The following is an 18,354-nucleotide window of genomic DNA, read 5'->3' on the forward strand; positions in this document are numbered from 1 at the left end:
CTATTAATAAAAAAGATGAAGCAAGACTGGAAACCCGGAACCCTGATTTATCCGTTGCCTGCCGTACTGGTGAGTTGCGGAAACAATGAAAGTGAATACAATATACTTACGGTAGCTTGGACCGGAACCATTTGTACCAATCCACCGATGTGTTATATTTCTGTCCGTCCCGAACGCTACTCCTATCCTATTATAAAAAAGAATATGGAGTTTGTGATCAACCTGACAACCCGGGATATGGCTTTTGCAACAGATTGGTGTGGGGTACGGTCGGGTAAGGATTATCACAAATTTGAAGAAATGAAACTGACACCGGGTAAATGCACGGTGGTGAGTGCGCCTCTCATTGAGGAATCTCCCCTTTGTATCGAATGCCGGGTAAAAGAAATTGTATCTTTAGGATCACATGATATGTTTATTGCCGATGTGGTAAACATTCGGGCGGATGACCGTCACTTAAACCGGGAAACCGGAAAACTGGAACTGGCAGAAGCTAATCCGCTTGTATATGTACATGGGGGATATTATAATCTGGGAGAAAAGATCGGTAAATTCGGTTGGTCAGTAGAAAAGAAAACAAAGTGAAGCTATGAAACGAGTGATTCTCCTTTTTATATATATGTGGATTACTTTTGCCGCTTATGGTGAAGGTGATCATAAAAAGGAAAAACGCCCGGATGACCGCAAAATAAATGTAGGAATCAGGGGTGGTTTTAACTCTTCCATGTTTTTGGTTTCCAATCTGAAAATCAAGGATGTAACCATTGACGAGATTCAGAATAATTATAAAATAGGTTATTTCGGTGCTCTCTTCATGCGTTTCAACATGAAGAGACATTTTATACAGCCCGAGATATCGTATAACATCAGCAGATGCGAAATCACTTTCGACAAACTGGGTTCACAACATCCCGATATCGAACCTGACTATGCATCGGTTAATTCAACTATTCACAGTATTGATTTTCCGTTGCTTTACGGCTATCACGTAGTAAGACAAGGCCCTTACAGCATGTCTCTTTTTGCCGGACCGAAACTAAGATATCTGTGGAATCAAAAAAATAAAATCACCTTTGAGAACTTCGACCAGCAAGGTATCCATGAGAGGTTACATCCCTTCAATGCCAGCGCAGTGATCGGAGTAAGCGTCAGCATTTCACGTATCTTTTTCGATTTTCGTTATGAACAAGGACTTCGCAACTTGTCGAAGTCTGTTACTTACGATAATATAGACGTCGAAGGTAAGCCCGAAGTAAGTAATATCACTTTTCGACGCCGTGATAATGTACTTAGTTTTTCACTCGGAGTTATATTTTAAATAACTTTTTTAGCTAAAAGGTTGCACACTCTTTAAATATTACCTAAATTTGTGCGATTATAATAATAAAGGTTTCAAGATATACTTTAATCTTATTATAACAAATAATGAAAAGAGACGATTTAATTTTCGAGATTATCGAAAAAGAACATCAACGTCAGTTGAAAGGCATTGAGCTGATCGCATCAGAGAATTTCGTGAGTGATCAGGTGATGGAGGCAATGGGATCTTGTCTTACCAACAAATATGCGGAAGGATATCCGGGTAAACGCTATTATGGCGGCTGTGAGGTGGTAGACCAGAGTGAACAAATTGCCATCGACCGCTTGAAAGAGATTTTCGGTGCAGAATGGGCCAATGTACAACCTCACTCAGGAGCACAGGCTAATGCTGCTGTATTTCTTGCTGTGTTGAACCCGGGCGACAAGTTCATGGGACTGAATCTGGCACACGGAGGTCACCTTTCACATGGTTCATTAGTAAATACTTCGGGAATCATTTACACTCCCTGCGAATATAATTTAAAACAGGAAACCGGTCGCGTGGATTACGACCAGATGGAAGAAGTGGCATTACGTGAGAAACCCAAAATGATAATTGGAGGAGGTTCAGCCTACTCTCGTGAATGGGATTACAAACGTATGCGCGAAATTGCCGATAAGGTGGGTGCGATCCTTATGATTGATATGGCACATCCTGCCGGATTAATTGCAGCAGGACTGTTGGACAACCCGGTGAAATATGCTCATATCGTAACTTCAACTACCCACAAGACTTTGCGGGGACCTCGTGGCGGTGTAATCATGATGGGTAAAGATTTCCCCAATCCATGGGGAAAGAAAACTCCAAAAGGAGAAATTAAAATGATGTCTCAGTTGCTCGACTCAGCTGTATTCCCCGGAATACAGGGTGGTCCGCTGGAACATGTAATTGCAGCTAAAGCCGTAGCTTTCGGTGAGTGCTTGCAACCGGAATATAAGGAATATCAGAAGCAAGTACAAAAGAATGCTGCCGTATTGGCACAAGCCTTAATTGACCGTGGCTTTACCATCGTTTCCGGCGGTACGGATAATCATTCGATGCTGGTGGATCTACGCAGTAAATATCCTGACTTGACAGGTAAAGTTGCCGAAAAAGCACTTGTATCTGCTGATATAACAGTCAATAAAAACATGGTTCCGTTCGATAGTCGTTCTGCGTTCCAGACTTCAGGTATCCGTTTGGGTACTCCCGCTATCACGACTCGTGGTGCAAAAGAAGATCTGATGCTGGAGATTGCAGAAATGATCGAAACCGTTCTATCGAACGTAGAGAACGAAGAAGTGATAGCACAAGTACGTGCACGTGTCAATAAGACAATGGAAAAATATCCGATCTTCGCTTATTAAATAGCACATTTTAGTATTAAACAATAACATACGTGGGCTCGCAATTCTCTGTGAAGAAAGTTGCGGGCATTTTTTTTCGCTCTTTTAACATGGCATTAACACCCCACCCTAAAACCTTTCCTTCCCAAGAACCGTTGTTAAGTAGTTAAAAAAAGAAGATATTCACTTAATACCTAAACTGATATGAAAATAAGAAATTTAATGGTTGCAACTACATTATTTGTTGCTGCAGGAGCTATGGCTCAAAATCAGGATTGCGCCTTCTTCTTTCCTAATCAAGAAGGTGAGCAAATCACTCGTAATTGTTACACCGCTGATGGTAAACTCACCAACATCCTTGTCTACAGAGTAGACCAAGCCTACGATTACCCTTCAGGAATGGAAGTAGTAGCCAACTATACATTTACTGATGCTTCCGGAAAAACACTCAATTCCGGGCAAATGGTAGCTCGCTGCAATGACGGTAACTTCTCTATGAGTATGGGAGATGTGGCCACATTCCCCACTGCACTTAATATGATGAATGCCGATGTATATATGATGGGAGATTTAATGAATTACCCGAATGCATTTTCCGATCCAATGAATCCGGGAGACGATGACGAGTTTGATGACGGCACTCTGCGTCTTTATCAAAAAGGCAATAAAAATAACCGCGCCGAAATTTCTATCTTCGACCGGGAATTTGTTGCTACCGAAACGGTAAACACTCCAGCAGGAGCATTCTATTGTACCAAAGTAAAGTACGAAATGAATATCTGGACTCCTCAGGAAACAATAAAAGGTTATGGATATGAATGGTATGCACCCAATATTGGAATTGTCCGCTCTGAACAATACAATAATAAGAAGGAGCTACAATCGTACAGTGTGTTAGAAAGAATCAAGAAGTAGCACACTGGACTCTATATATCCGTCATCCCCGCCATTCTTTCAAAAAGAATAGCGGGGATTTATTTATTGCTTTATATCGGACTATCTCTAACTCAATCCTTCAATATTACCATCCACGATGTCAATATGCAGAGCTTGTGGTTCTTTAGGTAAACCCGGCATACGCATTATTTCGCCCGCAATCGCTACGATCATCTCGGCACCGTTATTTATAACGATATCTTTAATATGAAGTTCGAAATTATCTACCGCACCATATACTTTCGGATCCGCAGAGAAAGAATATTGGGTTTTAGCAATACATACAGGATAATGACCAATACCCATTTCTTCAATCAATTTAATCTTGTTACGGGTCAGTGTACTATAAGTCACGACACTTGCACCATATAGATTGATTGCGATTTTCTCGATTTTCTGCTGTACGCTGTCTCCATCATTATATGTAAACTGTAACGGTTCAGACGGTTTATTCTCAATTGTTTCAACCACAAGATTCGCCAGTTCGACAGCACCCTCACCTCCTTCCGTAAAGGCATTATTGATAGCATAGCCTACTCCTAACTGCTCACAGTGCTCACGAAGCAACTCCATTTCTTCATCCGTATCACTCGCAAATTTATTGAAAGCAACGATAACCGTTTGACCGAACGAATGAAGATTACGAACATGCTTGTCCAAATTGCGCAAACCTTCTCTCAATCCTTCAAGATTCGGTTCTTTAATTCGGTCCAGGCTTACTCCTCCGTGCATTTTGAGCCCTTGTGCTGTGGCAACAATCACTGTCAGACGTGGTTGAAGCCCGCTCTTACGACATTTAATATTATAAAATTTCTCTGCTCCCAGATCGGCACCGAAGCCGGCTTCTGTGATAACATAATCTCCAAAAGTCATCGCCATTTTTGTTGCCAAAATAGAGTTACAGCCATGGGCAATATTAGCAAATGGGCCACCATGTACAAATGCAGCGGTGCCTTCGGTAGTCTGTACCAGATTCGGATGTATAGCATCTTTCAGCAAGACAGTAATAGCCCCTGCCACGCCCAGATCTTTTACAGTAAACGGTTTGTTATCATAGGTGTAGCCTAAAAGAATATTTTCGATACGACGGCGGAGATCATCTACATCCTTTGAAAGACAAAGAATAGCCATAATTTCCGAAGCCGGTGTAATGTCAAATCCGGATTCTTGTGTAATACCATTTGTTTTCGGACCAAGACCAACTACGATATTGCGCAATGAACGATCGTTGACATCGAGTACGCGACGCCAGAGAATCTCTTTCAGACCAAAACCTTTAGATTGATTCTGGTATAAATAATTGTCCAGTAATGCAGAGATCATATTGTGAGCCGAAGTGATGGCATGAAAATCACCGGTAAAATGCAAATTAATCTTTTCCATCGGAAGTACCTGGGCATAACCTCCTCCTGCTGCCCCTCCTTTCATACCGAAACACGGTCCCAGGGAAGGTTCACGCAAAGCAACAATTGCCTTTTTACCTATCTTGTTTAATCCTAATGCAAGACCTATGGATACAGTCGTTTTACCAATCCCTGCTTTCGTTGCGGTAATGGCAGTGACCAAAATCAGATTGCTCTGTTTCACCTTTTCTTCATCAATCAGATATTCAGGGATTTTTGCGATATACCGGCCATAATTTTCTACTTCATCGCGAGGTATGCCGATGCTTTCAGCCACTTGTTTTATTTTCTTCAATTCAACACTACGTGCTATTTCTATGTCTGATTTCATATTGGGAGTTATTAAGTTAGTAAATGAAGTCGCAAAATTAACAATTAACTCCATATCAAAGTTGTCTTTATTACCTTTTTTTAGTGGAGATAAAAAGATGCCACATCATTGCTGGATTTTTCAGGGAAAAAAGACGTATATTTGCTACTTACAAACAAACAAGCAATATGATACGACATATAATCTTTGTGGCTCTATGTATCTGTACCGGAATAGTATCAGCTATAGATCACCATGCAAAAGACAGCCTCTTACTACAACTAAAACATACGACAGTATCCGCTCAACGAATCAGTATCTACAGAAACCTGGCAGATATCTGTTTTGAAACACCGGACGAAAAAACATATTTGCTTGGCATGTATAGAGAAGCTAAAAAGGCGGGTGACACACCCATGATGCTTGATGCATTGAATGATCTTGCATGCGGAGAGGCTAAAGAATACCGCATGGATTCAGCGTATCATTATATGAATCTGATAAAAGCAACTCATAATGTCAAAGAAATAATTCCTTTATCAGCTTATCTTCACATGCGTTTTTTCGATGTGCTATGCAGCCATAACGAGACAGAAGAGGCCATTGCGAAGGAATTGCAGTTTACGGAAGAAAAGAAATCGGACGCACCATCTCTATACAGCAAAATCGTACAAGCTTATATCACCGGAAGTAGCCTTCATTCCAATGAAATGATGAAAGAAGCACTCCCCTATTTGGAAACAGCAATGAACTTATCCAAGCAATTACCTCCTGAGAAACGCATTAAATTTGTATCAATGATTGTTTGGAAATTATCCAATATCTATAGTTTTTTGAACGAATGTGACTCAGCGATCCGTCTTTTGGAAGAAGATTTGGAAAATCAGCAACTGTATTATAAAGATCATTACAAAGCAAAACGCCCCTTTTACAATCTGGCTGCACGTGAGTTACAAATCTATGCGTCACTGTTGACAAATGCTATCATGGTAGCTCCCGAAAAGATGGATTATTACTGGCAGCAAATAGTAAAACTGAACAAGGAGCTGACAAATCCGTACGACCGGTACAATTATTTCCTATCAATGGACAACTATTACTTGAACTTAAAGCCTCACCCCAATTACGAGAAAGCATTAATTGCCAACGACAGTCTGATTCAAATAGCTCAAACGATAATTCCAAATAATCTGCCAGGACTCTACGACATTCAATCACAAACATATGAGGCCATGGGCAATTTTAAGGAGGCGCTGGCATATCTTAGAATATCTGCTCAGTATAAAGATTCGCTAAACACTGAAAATATGCAAAAGCAACTTAGTGAACTCCAAATAAAATATGAGGTGAACAAATTGAATAATGAAAAGTCACAGCTTGAAATCAAAAATAAACGCATTTTAGTGATATGCCTGTTCATCATCCTGACCATTGTAATCGTTATCTGTCTTTATTTATATCACAATCTGAAAAAAGAAAAAAAGATGAAGATTCACCTCCGGAATCTCAAGCAAAAGGCCGAAGAAAGTGAAAAGATGAAAACAGCTTTCATTAATTCTGTTTGTCACGAGATACGAACACCACTTAACGCCATTGTCGGTTTCTCTGATTTGATATTCAATGATGAAGTAGATAAAGAAAACCGCGAAAGCTTCTCACACGAGGTGCAGAAGAACACGGTCTTACTGACTTCACTGATCAATAATATGCTCGAGGTATCCAGTCTGGATGTATCACAGGAAAAACTGCCTTGTAAACAAGTCGATTTACATCATATCTGCATACAAGAAATGAAGCAACTAAGCCAGTATCATAAGCCTGATATAGAATATCATATGGACTTACCGGAATATCCTGTCATTTTGTCTACCCATGAGAAATATTTATCATTGGTCATAGAACACTTGTTGAATAATGCTAATAAATTTACCGAAAAAGGAAATATCACCCTCCGTTACCGCATGGATGAAGCACACCAACGGATTCATATCAGTGTGACAGATACCGGATGCGGTATTCCGGTTGACAAGCACAAAGAGGTATTCGAACGTTTCTCGAAACTCAACACGTTTACTCCGGGAAATGGATTAGGACTATATCTGTGTCAACTAATTATCCGCAGGTTATCCGGAGAGATAAATATCGATCCGACATACAAGGAAGGTACTAAAATAACAGTAACCATACCTGTCCAATAGCCCCTCCTTAATTTTTAAGAGTAAATCTACTTGAAACGTGAAGTATCCACACCTTCACGTTTTTTCTCTTTATATCCTCCGAATTTATAGGTAAACGAGATACCCAATTCACGAAAAGCGGAATAATGGTTTGTTACGTTCTGCGTGGCATAACGAATACGCGGAGAGATTTGAGCCGTTTCAAACAAGTCATTGCACCGAAAGGTTAACAACGCTTTCCCACCAGCAAAGGTATATCTGAGTGCCACATCTACATTGCCGGATACCGGTAAATCATAAATGCCCTGTATTGCCTTACTGCGCATCATCCCATTCACAATCAACCTGAGATCCGGACGGGAAGAAAGGGTCAGGGTATGATTCATATTCAACATGGCATAATATACTTTCCTGTCAAAAGGAATATTCCAGAAGTCACTGTCTTTCTGGCGATCGTAAACGCCGGTCAACGTAAAACGTGAACTTAGCCAGCGACCTATCGTAAATGGAACAACAGCTTGTATACCTGCTTGTTGCTCAAAATCAAAATTGAAGTATTTATAGATCTCGACCAATCGGTCGGGGGACTGATAAAGAGTTTGTGTTGCATTATCTTTAGTATGGCTATACCAGACATTGAATATATATTTACTCTTCAGAATATAAGTCAATTGTAGCTGATAATTAATTTCCGGTTTCAGATAAGGATTTCCATGAATTTCCGAATATTCTCCGCCCATATAGGACACGGCATTTTGAGTTGCCCAATAGTCGGGATAACTTTTATCGCTGCTGAGTGACAATTGCCATACGTTTCCCGGTGCCGGAGTGTAATTGAGATTAAAAGCCGGATATAGATTCCATTCATTCCATACAGTCGTATGGAATTGTTCGGCAGCCAACGAGGCATCCAAAGACAAGTTATCGCCAAAACTCTTGTTAAATCCGGCATAGAAATTCAGTGTTTGTTCCCGCCGACGAGATTTCATGTTGTTGCTTTCCAACATCATGTTGTCATTCTCAGAATTATAATAATATTGATAGCTGTTGTCTAAACTTGTAGTATAGACAGCTCCATAGTTTACTCCCCATCCATTAGGCAGTTCATGTTCTTGAGAAAGGAAAAGCTTCCAACGATTGATACGCTGAGAATCGCTACTACGAAAATTCAATTCATCGCCTTCTAACCGGCTATGTAGCAATTGTGAAGAAGGCGAATGATAATAAGTATATTCCACTCCTGCTTTCATTCCGAATGGGGTGTGATAATCGATCCGCCCGTTATGTAGTTGATCGACCATCCGGGTACGGGCATTTGAGGTTTGTGTACCATTCACTGTACTTAAATTAAAGCCATTCATAAACTGGGCATTGTATGTCAAACTGAGCTGATGATCGTCGGCAAAAAGATAATCACCTCCCAAGCGTAAATTGTGTCTGTTAAAACGACTTTTTTGAGATTCGTTGGTGTTCATGGGATGTATCGTACCATCCGACAAGGTGTGCAAAGCCTTCTTATCCGTCAAGAAATAGTTCCGTCCATGACTGTAAGAGTAAAGAAAGTCTACAGAAAATTTATGTCCGGAATATAGAAGGCTCGCACGCTCAGTCAGGTTTTCATAATGCTTTTGCCGGTAGTCACTGAAAATTTCTCCTTGCAGGGAGGCTGCTCCGGAATCACCTTGCTTCAGACAAATGTTTATCATGGCTCCACGCACCTGATAACGCGCTGGAGCCGAATACATCACTTCTGCTTTCTCTATACGACTGGCAGGAATACTTTTTAATAGAGTGTTCAGTTGTTCGGGAGTCATTGTAGTCACTTTGCCATCCAATACAACAGTAACGCTCTTTCCACCTAAAGTAAGGTTATCGTTCATTTCCGTGACACCGGGAAGCTCCTTCACTGCATCATAAGCATTATCTACCGCTAAATTCCGGAGGAGCCGTGGCAGGTCATATATAAGTTTGCCTTGCATAGCTTTCACTATCGGACGTTCACCTACCACCATCACTTCCGGCAAGGATCTGTATAAACTGTCTAAACGTCCATCCACCGTAATCAGGCTATCTGCAGAAAGTATCCAGTCTTCATTTTGCGCTGCCACCTGCCAACAGACAGCAGCAACAAACACTAAAGTTACGTAAATCCGTTTCATCTTTTCGTTTTTTGTTTGGGTTACAGCTGCAAAGTACCGAAGAAAAGACAAAACAATGAGTTATCACTGGCTTATTTAGAGTTATCTACTGTTATCGGGAATACTATTCTTATATTTACTCAATTGTATCATGGAGCAGTATCTGCCTATCCCGACAATAGCAAAGACTTATTTCTTTAAGACCTCTCTTCAATCGATTTAGGCCGTCAATCAATATCTGTCGGGGACAGGCTATATTGATACGGATAAAGCCCTCACCGGCTTCTCCATACATACTTCCTTCGTTTATCCAAAGCTTTTCTGCCTTCAATAATATCTCTGCAATTTCCTTTGAACTACGATTCAGCACCGAACAATCTACCCATACCAGATATGTACCTTCCAATTTCACAACAGGAAATTGTGGAAGATACTTATTGAAAAAAGTCCTCATGTACAGGTAATTATCCGACAGATAACATTTCAGTTCCTCCAGCCACTCTTCCCCGTCATTGTAGGCGGCCACTAAGGCTTCCACACCAAACGGATTCACGTCACAAACTTCATTCAAATTGATTGCTTTATCTATTTTCACACGTACAGATTCATCAGCCGCAAAGATATTGGCAATCTGCAATCCGGCAAGGTTGAATGCTTTGCTTGGCGAAGTACAAGTAACCGAACGATTTCGGAAATCATCCGAAATAGACGCAAAAGGTATATAAGTATGCCCCGAGTAAACCAACTCACAATGTATCTCGTCCGCTACAACCAGTACATCATTACGAAGGCAAATTTCACCGATACACATCAGTTCTGCCCGGGTCCAAACCCTTCCTACAGGATTGTGTGGATTGCAAAGTAACAATAGTTTTACTTTCGGATCGGTAGCCTTCCTTGCCAAATCGTCAAAATCAATCCGGTATGTTCCATTCGTGTATACAAGGGGATTAGCTACTATTTCGCAACCATTATTACGAATAGAAGAAAAGAAACAATTGTAAACCGGGGTTTGTACCAGCACACGGTCACCCGGAACTGTCAGGGCTTTGATTATGGCAGATAAAGCCGGAACGACTCCCGAAGTGTATATAATCCAATCTCTATCTATCTGCCAACCATGCCGGCGTGTGAACCAGTTTATAATGGCATCATAATAAATCGGAGGGACTTTGGTATAGCCAAAAATGCCATGATCCATCCGCTTACGTAACACTTCAACCACAGCAGGAGCCGTACGGAAATCCATATCGGCTACCCACATAGGCAGAACACCCTCTTCCATCACCGCATCCCATTTATAGGAATTGCTATTACGACGGGAAATTATTTCATCAAAATCGTACTTCATGCGCTAAAGCAAGTTAAGTTGTCCCATAGTTGCAGTGCGCAGTCAGCCGGAGCTTTAATACTTCCATCCATGATGATTTCCCCGTAGCTTTCTGCCGTTATACTGCCGGTACGCGGATTCTTCACACTATGTACCGGAGTGTTAATAGTTGCCTGCAAACTGCTGTATTCAAAACAAAGGTCAGCATCATCAGCCATCATACAGTTCTCCATAACAAGGTCGTGAGCATAACAAAGCGGCTGCGTTCCCGAGATTCTGCAATTTACCAGACGTAGATTGTGAGAGTGCCACCCCAAATACTCTCCGTTCAATTCAGAGTCATACACGGTTACATTCTCCGTATTCCAAAAGGCATCTTTCGAATTAATGACAGCATTATGAATTTCTACGTTCTTGCAATACTGAAAAGAATAATTCCCGTTCTGGCTATAATTATCAATACGGATATTTTCACTATGCATGAACAGGTAATCGGCCTTATCTATCTGTACCTTTTTTAATTCTACATTACGACAATGCCAGAACGTTTCCAACGCATTGGGAAGTTGTACGTTTTCCAATTTGATACCATCCATTTCACGAAACATTTTCGGAGCTTCTACCACGGTATCCATCATCTGGAGATTTTGTGAATACCAAAGTGCGGCACGTGCTCCTTCCGTAAAAAAGCTGCTTCTCACAATGAAACCATTCGTGTGCCAGAAAGGATATTTACCTTCAAAACGGCAGTTCACTGCTATGATATTACTGCACTCTTTTAATGCGGATTCACCGGCATGAATCGTTACGTTTTCCAATTGCAAGTCGTGTGTGGCAAACAAAGGACGTTCGCCTTCATAGTCCTTATTCTTAATTATTTCCATGATTTGATTGTTTAGTTATCGATTTTATTTCTTCCCCTGGTATACTCTCCATCAAAGTAACTCAAAAGAATGATTATATCATATTTCATTCCCATATCCTTCTTTTTTATGATTCACCCGATACATGCACAGTTGAATCAGCGTTTAAATGGAATTGATAATCAAAAGATTATATTTACCTGAATTTTACTATCGATGTAAATCCATTTACCCTGGCATGTAAAAGCTTTTACCTGGGCATGTAAACCCATTTACCTCGGTATGTAAAAGCATTTACCCCGGCCGGTAAACGGAACCGGCATTCAAGGTTACGGATGTCCGCACCTGGAGTTAACGTCAAGACAACGCATTCTTCGGATAAACCAGATTCCAGCAATGCATGAGAAAAAACTACGCATTTGTCGGATGAACTTTTATTATTTCAAATATGTCTTAAAGAAATCCTCCAATTTGTCGAATGGAATAAAATTCACGCGGTCGTAAAGATCCACATGACCCGCACCAGGCACAATATAGAGTTCTTTTGGTTCGGCGGCAAGCCGGTAGGCATCTTCACTGAATTCACGCGAATGTGCATTCTCTCCGGTAACAAAAAGCATCGGACGTGGTGAAATGGTTTCAATATCAGCAAACGGATAAAAATTCATAAACTTGACATTGCTGCTGAGCGTGGGATGTGTAGTGGTCAATGGGGTTGCTCCTTCAGGAGTATATTCTCCCCGTGAAGTACGGTAGAACTCATAGAACTCACGTGCTATCGGATCGGAGTTTTCTGTTATTTCATGAGGAGTTCCACCAGTATATCGGGTTTCTCCACCCAAGAACTCTACATAGCGTTGTTCGGCGGCTTCGACCATGATTTGCTTCCGTTGCTCCAAAGTCAAGGCATGCTTCAGCCCATTACGACTGGCTGTCCCCATGTTGTACATACTTATGGTTGCAATGGCCTTCAGACGAGGATCTATTTTTGCCGCACTGATGGCAAAACTTCCACTACCACAAATCCCAATCACACCGATATGCTCACGTTCGACAAATGAACGTGTTCCCAGATAATCGACTGCAGCACTGAAGGCTTCCGCATAAAGCTCCGGAAGGACTGCATTGCGAGGCTCTCCTTCGCTGCTTCCCCAGAAAGATAAGTCGATGGATAAAGTTACAAAACCGCGTTCGGCCATTTTCGTAGCATAGAGATTAGCACTCTGCTCTTTGACGGCTCCCATAGGATGTCCTACAATAATTGCCGGACGTTTCTCGTCTGCTTTCATCTCTTTAGGCAAAAAGAGATTACCTGCCACTTTCATTTTGTACTGATTGGGAAAGGATACCTTCTCCATATTTACCACATTGCTTCTATAGAAATTATCTGCATCGGTTTGAGCAAAAGAAGGATTTGCACTGAGCATCGTAAACGATGTTGCTGCCAATAATAAATTTCGTTTCATATCTTCCTTGATTTTAGTAATTAAATAATTGATTATCTTCTTTCTACATTGCAAATATACAAGGAAGAAAAGAGACTCCTTGTAGACATATTACAGACATCATAACCCGAATTACAGATTATGCTTCTTTATGCCTACACCAATTTTAAGTTTGGCATAAAGTGCCACTGCGATACAGACAGCTAACTAACGGCATTACGCAAAAAAGCATTCCATACCTTACAAGGACAGAATGCTTTTTTTGATATCTACCAATATGTTGGAAATGAAACACACGGACCATGTCCGTGTTATCAGTCTATGGGACCTTACATCACATTATCGGTATTCGGAGAAACTTTTTTCGCTTTCATGTCAATCACAAAACGGTACTTGACATCATTCTTCTCCAAACGTCGGAAGGCTTCGTTTATCTGATCAACACCAATCAACTCTATCTGAGCCGTAATATGATGTTCCGCACAGAAATCAATCACCTCTTGTGTTTCGGCAATACCGCCAATATTGGAACCGGAGAAACTTTTGCGGCCATTTACAATATTGAATGCACCGACTTCAAGCGGTTGGTTAGGAAGACCAACTAAAACGAGACTACCGTCCACTTTCAAGGCATTCAGATACATATTTACGTCATGCCGTGCGGAAACCGTATCCAGGATCATATCAAAACGAGTCTGATATTCCATCTGTCTGGGGTCGGTGGACAGAACAGCTTCGTCTGCACCCAATTCTCTGGCTGTATTCATTTTTGAAGGAGATGTTGTAAACACAGTAACATGGGCTCCCATCGCCTTGGCAATCTTTATTGCCATGTGGCCTAACCCACCGATACCGACAATACCTACTTTCTTTCCGGGACCTGCCCCCCAATGCTTCAATGGCGAATAAACGGTAATTCCTGCACACAAAATGGGAGCTGATGCTGCAAGATCAATCGTCTCAGGAAGTTTCAGTACATAATTGGCATCGGCCACAATAGCTTGCGAAAAACCGCCATAGGTCTGTCCGCCAAGATATTTATCGGGCGAATTAAAAACAACAGTCCAGCCTTCATCACAATATTGCTCTTCACCGTTGTGACAGTGTTCGCAATGTCCGCAACTATCGACAATGCAACCAATACCAGCTAAATCACCAACCTTAAATTTTGTCACATCCGAACCAATTCCTGTAACACGTCCTACAATCTCATGTCCGGGAACTATGGGATAAATAGTTCCGCCCCAGTCATTATGCACAGAATGAAGGTCTGAGTGACAAATTCCACAATATAAAATATCAATTTCCACATCGTTCGGTAGAAGTGAACGACGCTGAATATCCAAACGATGAAGCGGTGTTTCAGCCGATTCTGTTCCGTAAGCTTTTACTGTCTTTGTTTCCATACTGTTTTAGGATTATATTTTGAAATAATTTATTCTATACCAATCTATATTATGAAATCTGTTTCCCCATTTCATATGCTTCTGCCAATGCCGGATTACCTTTTATTTCACCCACATGCCAAACACCGGTAGCAAGCACTTTACCTTTCACTACCGGATTTTCCAGACAATCGATAAATCCCATGAGGTTATCGAATACATGTTCCAAATAAGGAAGTCCTTCTTTACCCTCGGCAGCAGAAGCGAGAAAATAAAACTCCTTATTAATCATTTCGGTATAAGGGCCGCAACAACGGTCGAGTAACGTTTTCAACTGTGCACTCATTGCATAAAAATAAACGGGTGTCGCTAAAACGATAACATCGGCCGATAACATTTTCTCAATAATTTCCGCCGCATCATCTTTCTGAGGGCACGGCTTCTTATATTGGCTGCATACGCCGCATCCCGTACAATAGTGGATGGTCTTGTCCCGTAGAAAAACCTTTTTCACTTCGTTCCCTGCCTCTGTGGCTCCACGCATAAACTCATCACAAAGTGTATCAGAATTTCCCCCGCGTCGCGGACTGGATGATAAAATCAATACTTTCTTGCTCATAATTATCTATTGTTTAAATTGTTGTTTTTCATGTTACAAAGGTATGTGGTTAAGAGAATATACTTAGTAGATAAATCACGGAGAATATAACCCGAATTACAGATTCTGCAATTAGGCGTCTACCTGCTGTTCGGCCTGGTGGATTCAATTGGCAGTAGGAGGTGCGATACTGGGTATCGGCGTGGTTTTATCATGAACTGAATAAGGTGTACGGCTATAATTACCTCGACTGGTTGCCGACAAGTGATTATACTCTGCGGGAACAGTTCACCTTTGAAACTTACATCAACACTCCCGAAAAAACTCCGGCTGCGGAGCTTATAACAGATATTTATATCCCTAATCACAAAAAAAGAAACATGAAATACTTAAACCAAGAAATAGAAAATGAATTAAAAAATCATGGAGCAGGACTGGTTCGCTTTGTCGGCATATCACATTTGGACGAAAGGCAAAACAGACAACTCCCGAACACCATCGTTTTTGCACTTCCGCTAATCGCAGAATATGCTAAAATGGTATTTAATATTCCCGACTACGTACAAGCACGGATAGCGGATAATTACAATTTCGACGATGATGAATATTCGCAAACCGAATATAAGGCGGGAGAAATAGCAGACGAATTAGCCAAATTCATCACCGGGAAGGGCTATAAAGCCATATCGCAATCCGATACAGGATTAGTGGCTGACGGCGTATTCAATTTTGAAACAAAAGAATCAATATTGCCCCATAAAACCGTTGCACTACTTGGCGGATTAGGGTGGATTGGAAAAAACAACCTGTTAATTACCCCTGAATATGGCGCAGCGCAATGTCTCGGTACGGTTTTAACTGATGCTCCATTGGAAACGGTATTACATGAACCCTTATCTCCAAAATGCGGAAATTGCATTACTTGTGTCAATATCTGCGAGAGAAAGGTCCTTAAAGGTAAAGTTTGGAGTAGATCTGTTTCAAGAGATGAAATCGTTAACATACATGGATGTAGTACCTGTTTGAAATGCCTTGTGCATTGTCTCAGAACACAAACATATATAAAGAGGAATATTGTCTGAATCTACACAAGTAACAAACGAAGAATAACAAATGGAAGAAGCCCAAACGAGGGTTCATAAGAATAAGAACGGAAGAGAAATCAATCCCTTCCGTTTTTTTTATTCTATTATTCCACAGCCAATAATTGAAAAATCTAAATCTTCCGAATTACTCTGGCGGGATTACCTGCCACAATCGTGTTCGGTTCTACGTCCCTGGTCACAACACTACCCGCTCCTACAACACTATTCTCACCGATTGTAACTCCCGGAAGGATCGTAGCCCCTGCTCCTATCCATGCCCTACGGCAAATATGCACTGGCTTACAAGTAATAATCGAGCGATTGTCGAGATCATGATTATTTGATATCAGTTGTACGTTGGCGGCTATCTGAACATCATCGTCAATCGTGATACCACCGGCAGACATCATCAGGCAACCATTCATTATAACGACATGACGGCCAATCTTCACCTCATGGGGACGAACGACAGTAAGCGGGGTATTCACACGACTGCCTTCCCCCATATTTGGAAAAAGACGATGAAGCAGCTCATCATATTCATCCGTCATCGGCATAGTATGGTTCAGGCGGAATACCAATTGTGCCTGTTCTTTTGCCAAAGCAAGCTCCGCCTCACTCTGGTGTGCACAGTCTATTCTTATTTCTTTCATATATAATGCTACTCCTTATTTTAATCTCTTTCCATCCGAAAAGGCGTTACCTACCTTTTTACCCACTTCTAGGTAATCGTTATTGAACGGATCGAATATAATAGGAGACACTTTGGATACATCCACCTTACCATTTTCGTCAAGAACACGTTCGTCTACACTCACATTTATTATTTCACCACGTAAAATACAGGTTTCAGGATTATAATCCTTCAATTTACATTCCAGCACAACGGATAATTCGTCGATCAACGGTGCATCTACAAACTCCGAACGAGTAGCATGGAAACCTGCACGAGCAAATTTATCCGAAACCTTATTGCCAGAAACAATACCCACGTAATCACAGGCAACCACCTGTCCGACCTCTGCCATACTCACGGTAAAAGCCTTACGCTTCAGTATATTGGCAGTCGTTTTATGTCCCTCACTAATACAAATACTAATTTCATGCATCTCGCTGATACCACCCCAAGCCGCATTCATAGCATTGGGAGTTCCATTTTCATCATAAGCAGCGATAATAAACACCGGCTGCGGATAAGTAAAGGGCTTTGCCCCAAAATTCTTTCTCATAACAATTTATTTTTTAGTCCATTTCTTAATATCTTCTTTCGTCGCACCATTCAGAAGTTGACCCTTCTGCCATTTCATATCAGGATAGGTTTCCTGCAACTCTTTTTCCGCATTAGAAATACTACTGCTACCCGATGTAGCAAACGGAATAATCATTTTACCTGCAAAATCACCGCTTTCAATAAAAGTATTGATGATTCTCGGAGCGGAATTCCACCAAATAGGGAAACCTATATAAATGATATCGTAATCTGCAAGATTCTCCGGTTTAGATTTTAGTGCAGGGCGTGATTTAGCATTTGACATCTCCACACTGCTACGTGAGACTTGTCATGCCAATCCAAATCAGCAGTGACATATTCCTTTTCAGGTTGTATCTCGTAGAGCGTACCACCTGTAACTTCTACAATCAACTTCGCTGCTTTTTCCGTCGTTCCTGTTGCCGAAAAATAAGCCACCAATGTTTTATTACTCTGTTCCTGTGCATTTATAGTGATACATAACATCATGATCACTACCGTAATCATACTTTTACTCTTCATTGCCCTTTATAGTTTTAGTTTCTATTATCATGGTACAAAATTACAAAATAGCACCCATCATAAAGGTATATAAATCACTGATTATCTAACCAAAATCACTGATAAAACAGAAAGCCAAAGCAGAATAAATCATTTATAGAATATGGATGTATATGTAAGATGATTATTTCTGTGATAATTTTAAATTGGTGGAGAAACTGGTATGTGTAAGTTGCAACCCTATAATTT

At 41.0% G+C, this 18,354-nt stretch carries 15 protein-coding genes and 1 pseudogene; 6 read left to right on the plus strand and 10 right to left on the minus strand.

Annotated features, from left to right (window positions below; translation table 11 throughout):
• Positions 1 to 15: 15 nt before the first annotated feature.
• The 4 genes from JZY04_RS04510 to JZY04_RS04525 all read left to right on the plus strand — a co-directional run bounded on the left by JZY04_RS04510 (position 16) and on the right by JZY04_RS04525 (position 3,600).
• Positions 16 to 585 carry a flavin reductase family protein gene (locus JZY04_RS04510; protein WP_005805957.1) on the plus strand — a complete coding sequence of 190 codons (570 nt, stop codon included), beginning with the start codon at positions 16 to 18 and terminating at the stop codon, positions 583 to 585.
• A 4-nt stretch (positions 586 to 589) separates the two neighbouring features.
• On the plus strand, positions 590 to 1,318 hold the full coding sequence (locus tag JZY04_RS04515) for a porin family protein (RefSeq protein ID WP_005805955.1): 729 nt from the start codon (positions 590 to 592) through the stop codon (positions 1,316 to 1,318).
• A gap of 107 nt (positions 1,319 to 1,425) precedes the next feature.
• Positions 1,426 to 2,706 carry a serine hydroxymethyltransferase gene (gene glyA / locus JZY04_RS04520; RefSeq protein ID WP_005805953.1) on the plus strand — a complete coding sequence of 427 codons (1,281 nt, stop codon included), beginning with the start codon at positions 1,426 to 1,428 and terminating at the stop codon, positions 2,704 to 2,706.
• Positions 2,707 to 2,889: 183 nt separating this feature from the next.
• Entirely contained in the window at positions 2,890 to 3,600 is a 711-nt protein-coding gene (locus JZY04_RS04525) for a hypothetical protein (RefSeq protein ID WP_005777603.1), read from the plus strand.
• An 87-nt stretch (positions 3,601 to 3,687) separates the two neighbouring features.
• Here the strand turns inward: JZY04_RS04525 and JZY04_RS04530 are convergent, their stop codons facing one another.
• Positions 3,688 to 5,355 carry a formate--tetrahydrofolate ligase gene (locus JZY04_RS04530; protein ID WP_032537139.1) on the minus strand — a complete coding sequence of 556 codons (1,668 nt, stop codon included), beginning with the start codon at positions 5,353 to 5,355 and terminating at the stop codon, positions 3,688 to 3,690.
• Positions 5,356 to 5,522: 167 nt separating this feature from the next.
• Here JZY04_RS04530 and JZY04_RS04535 point away from each other — a divergent pair, with 167 nt between their 5' ends.
• Entirely contained in the window at positions 5,523 to 7,532 is a 2,010-nt protein-coding gene (locus JZY04_RS04535) for a sensor histidine kinase KdpD (RefSeq protein WP_122143313.1), read from the plus strand.
• A 26-nt stretch (positions 7,533 to 7,558) separates the two neighbouring features.
• Here the strand turns inward: JZY04_RS04535 and JZY04_RS04540 are convergent, their stop codons facing one another.
• The 6 genes from JZY04_RS04540 to JZY04_RS04565 all read right to left on the minus strand — a co-directional run bounded on the left by JZY04_RS04540 (position 7,559) and on the right by JZY04_RS04565 (position 15,291).
• Positions 7,559 to 9,670, minus strand: coding sequence for an outer membrane beta-barrel family protein (locus JZY04_RS04540; protein WP_122143314.1), 2,112 nt, complete (start codon positions 9,668 to 9,670; stop codon positions 7,559 to 7,561).
• Between the two features lie 115 nt (positions 9,671 to 9,785).
• Entirely contained in the window at positions 9,786 to 11,000 is a 1,215-nt protein-coding gene (locus tag JZY04_RS04545) for a MalY/PatB family protein (protein ID WP_122143315.1), read from the minus strand.
• On the minus strand, positions 10,997 to 11,863 hold the full coding sequence (locus JZY04_RS04550; protein WP_005777594.1) for a DUF3737 family protein: 867 nt from the start codon (positions 11,861 to 11,863) through the stop codon (positions 10,997 to 10,999). Before JZY04_RS04550 ends, JZY04_RS04545 begins: the two co-directional genes overlap by 4 nt.
• A gap of 416 nt (positions 11,864 to 12,279) precedes the next feature.
• Positions 12,280 to 13,308 (minus strand): alpha/beta hydrolase, encoded by a 1,029-nt coding sequence (locus JZY04_RS04555; protein WP_005805943.1) that lies wholly within the window; start codon positions 13,306 to 13,308, stop codon positions 12,280 to 12,282.
• Positions 13,309 to 13,616: 308 nt separating this feature from the next.
• Entirely contained in the window at positions 13,617 to 14,693 is a 1,077-nt protein-coding gene (locus JZY04_RS04560; protein WP_122143316.1) for an NAD(P)-dependent alcohol dehydrogenase, read from the minus strand.
• A gap of 49 nt (positions 14,694 to 14,742) precedes the next feature.
• On the minus strand, positions 14,743 to 15,291 hold the full coding sequence (locus tag JZY04_RS04565) for a flavodoxin family protein (RefSeq protein ID WP_005777589.1): 549 nt from the start codon (positions 15,289 to 15,291) through the stop codon (positions 14,743 to 14,745).
• Between the two features lie 206 nt (positions 15,292 to 15,497).
• On the opposite strand from JZY04_RS04565, the gene JZY04_RS04575 reads away from it, so the two are divergent.
• Positions 15,498 to 16,352, plus strand: coding sequence for a GyrI-like domain-containing protein (locus tag JZY04_RS04575; RefSeq protein WP_250717689.1), 855 nt, complete (start codon positions 15,498 to 15,500; stop codon positions 16,350 to 16,352).
• Between the two features lie 134 nt (positions 16,353 to 16,486).
• On the opposite strand, the gene JZY04_RS04580 is transcribed toward JZY04_RS04575, so the two are convergent.
• The 3 genes and pseudogenes from JZY04_RS04580 to JZY04_RS04590 form a co-directional block, all read right to left on the minus strand.
• Positions 16,487 to 17,008, minus strand: coding sequence for a DapH/DapD/GlmU-related protein (locus JZY04_RS04580; protein ID WP_122143318.1), 522 nt, complete (start codon positions 17,006 to 17,008; stop codon positions 16,487 to 16,489).
• Positions 17,009 to 17,023: 15 nt separating this feature from the next.
• Positions 17,024 to 17,584, minus strand: a complete 561-nt coding sequence (locus JZY04_RS04585; RefSeq protein ID WP_005820162.1) for a flavin reductase family protein — start codon at positions 17,582 to 17,584, stop codon at positions 17,024 to 17,026.
• A 6-nt stretch (positions 17,585 to 17,590) separates the two neighbouring features.
• Positions 17,591 to 18,126: pseudogene (locus JZY04_RS04590) on the minus strand (flavodoxin).
• Positions 18,127 to 18,354 lie beyond the last annotated feature (228 nt).

The sequence above is a fragment of the Bacteroides sp. 11BF genome (genome assembly GCF_019633765.1).
GTDB lineage: Bacteria > Bacteroidota > Bacteroidia > Bacteroidales > Bacteroidaceae > Bacteroides > Bacteroides hominis.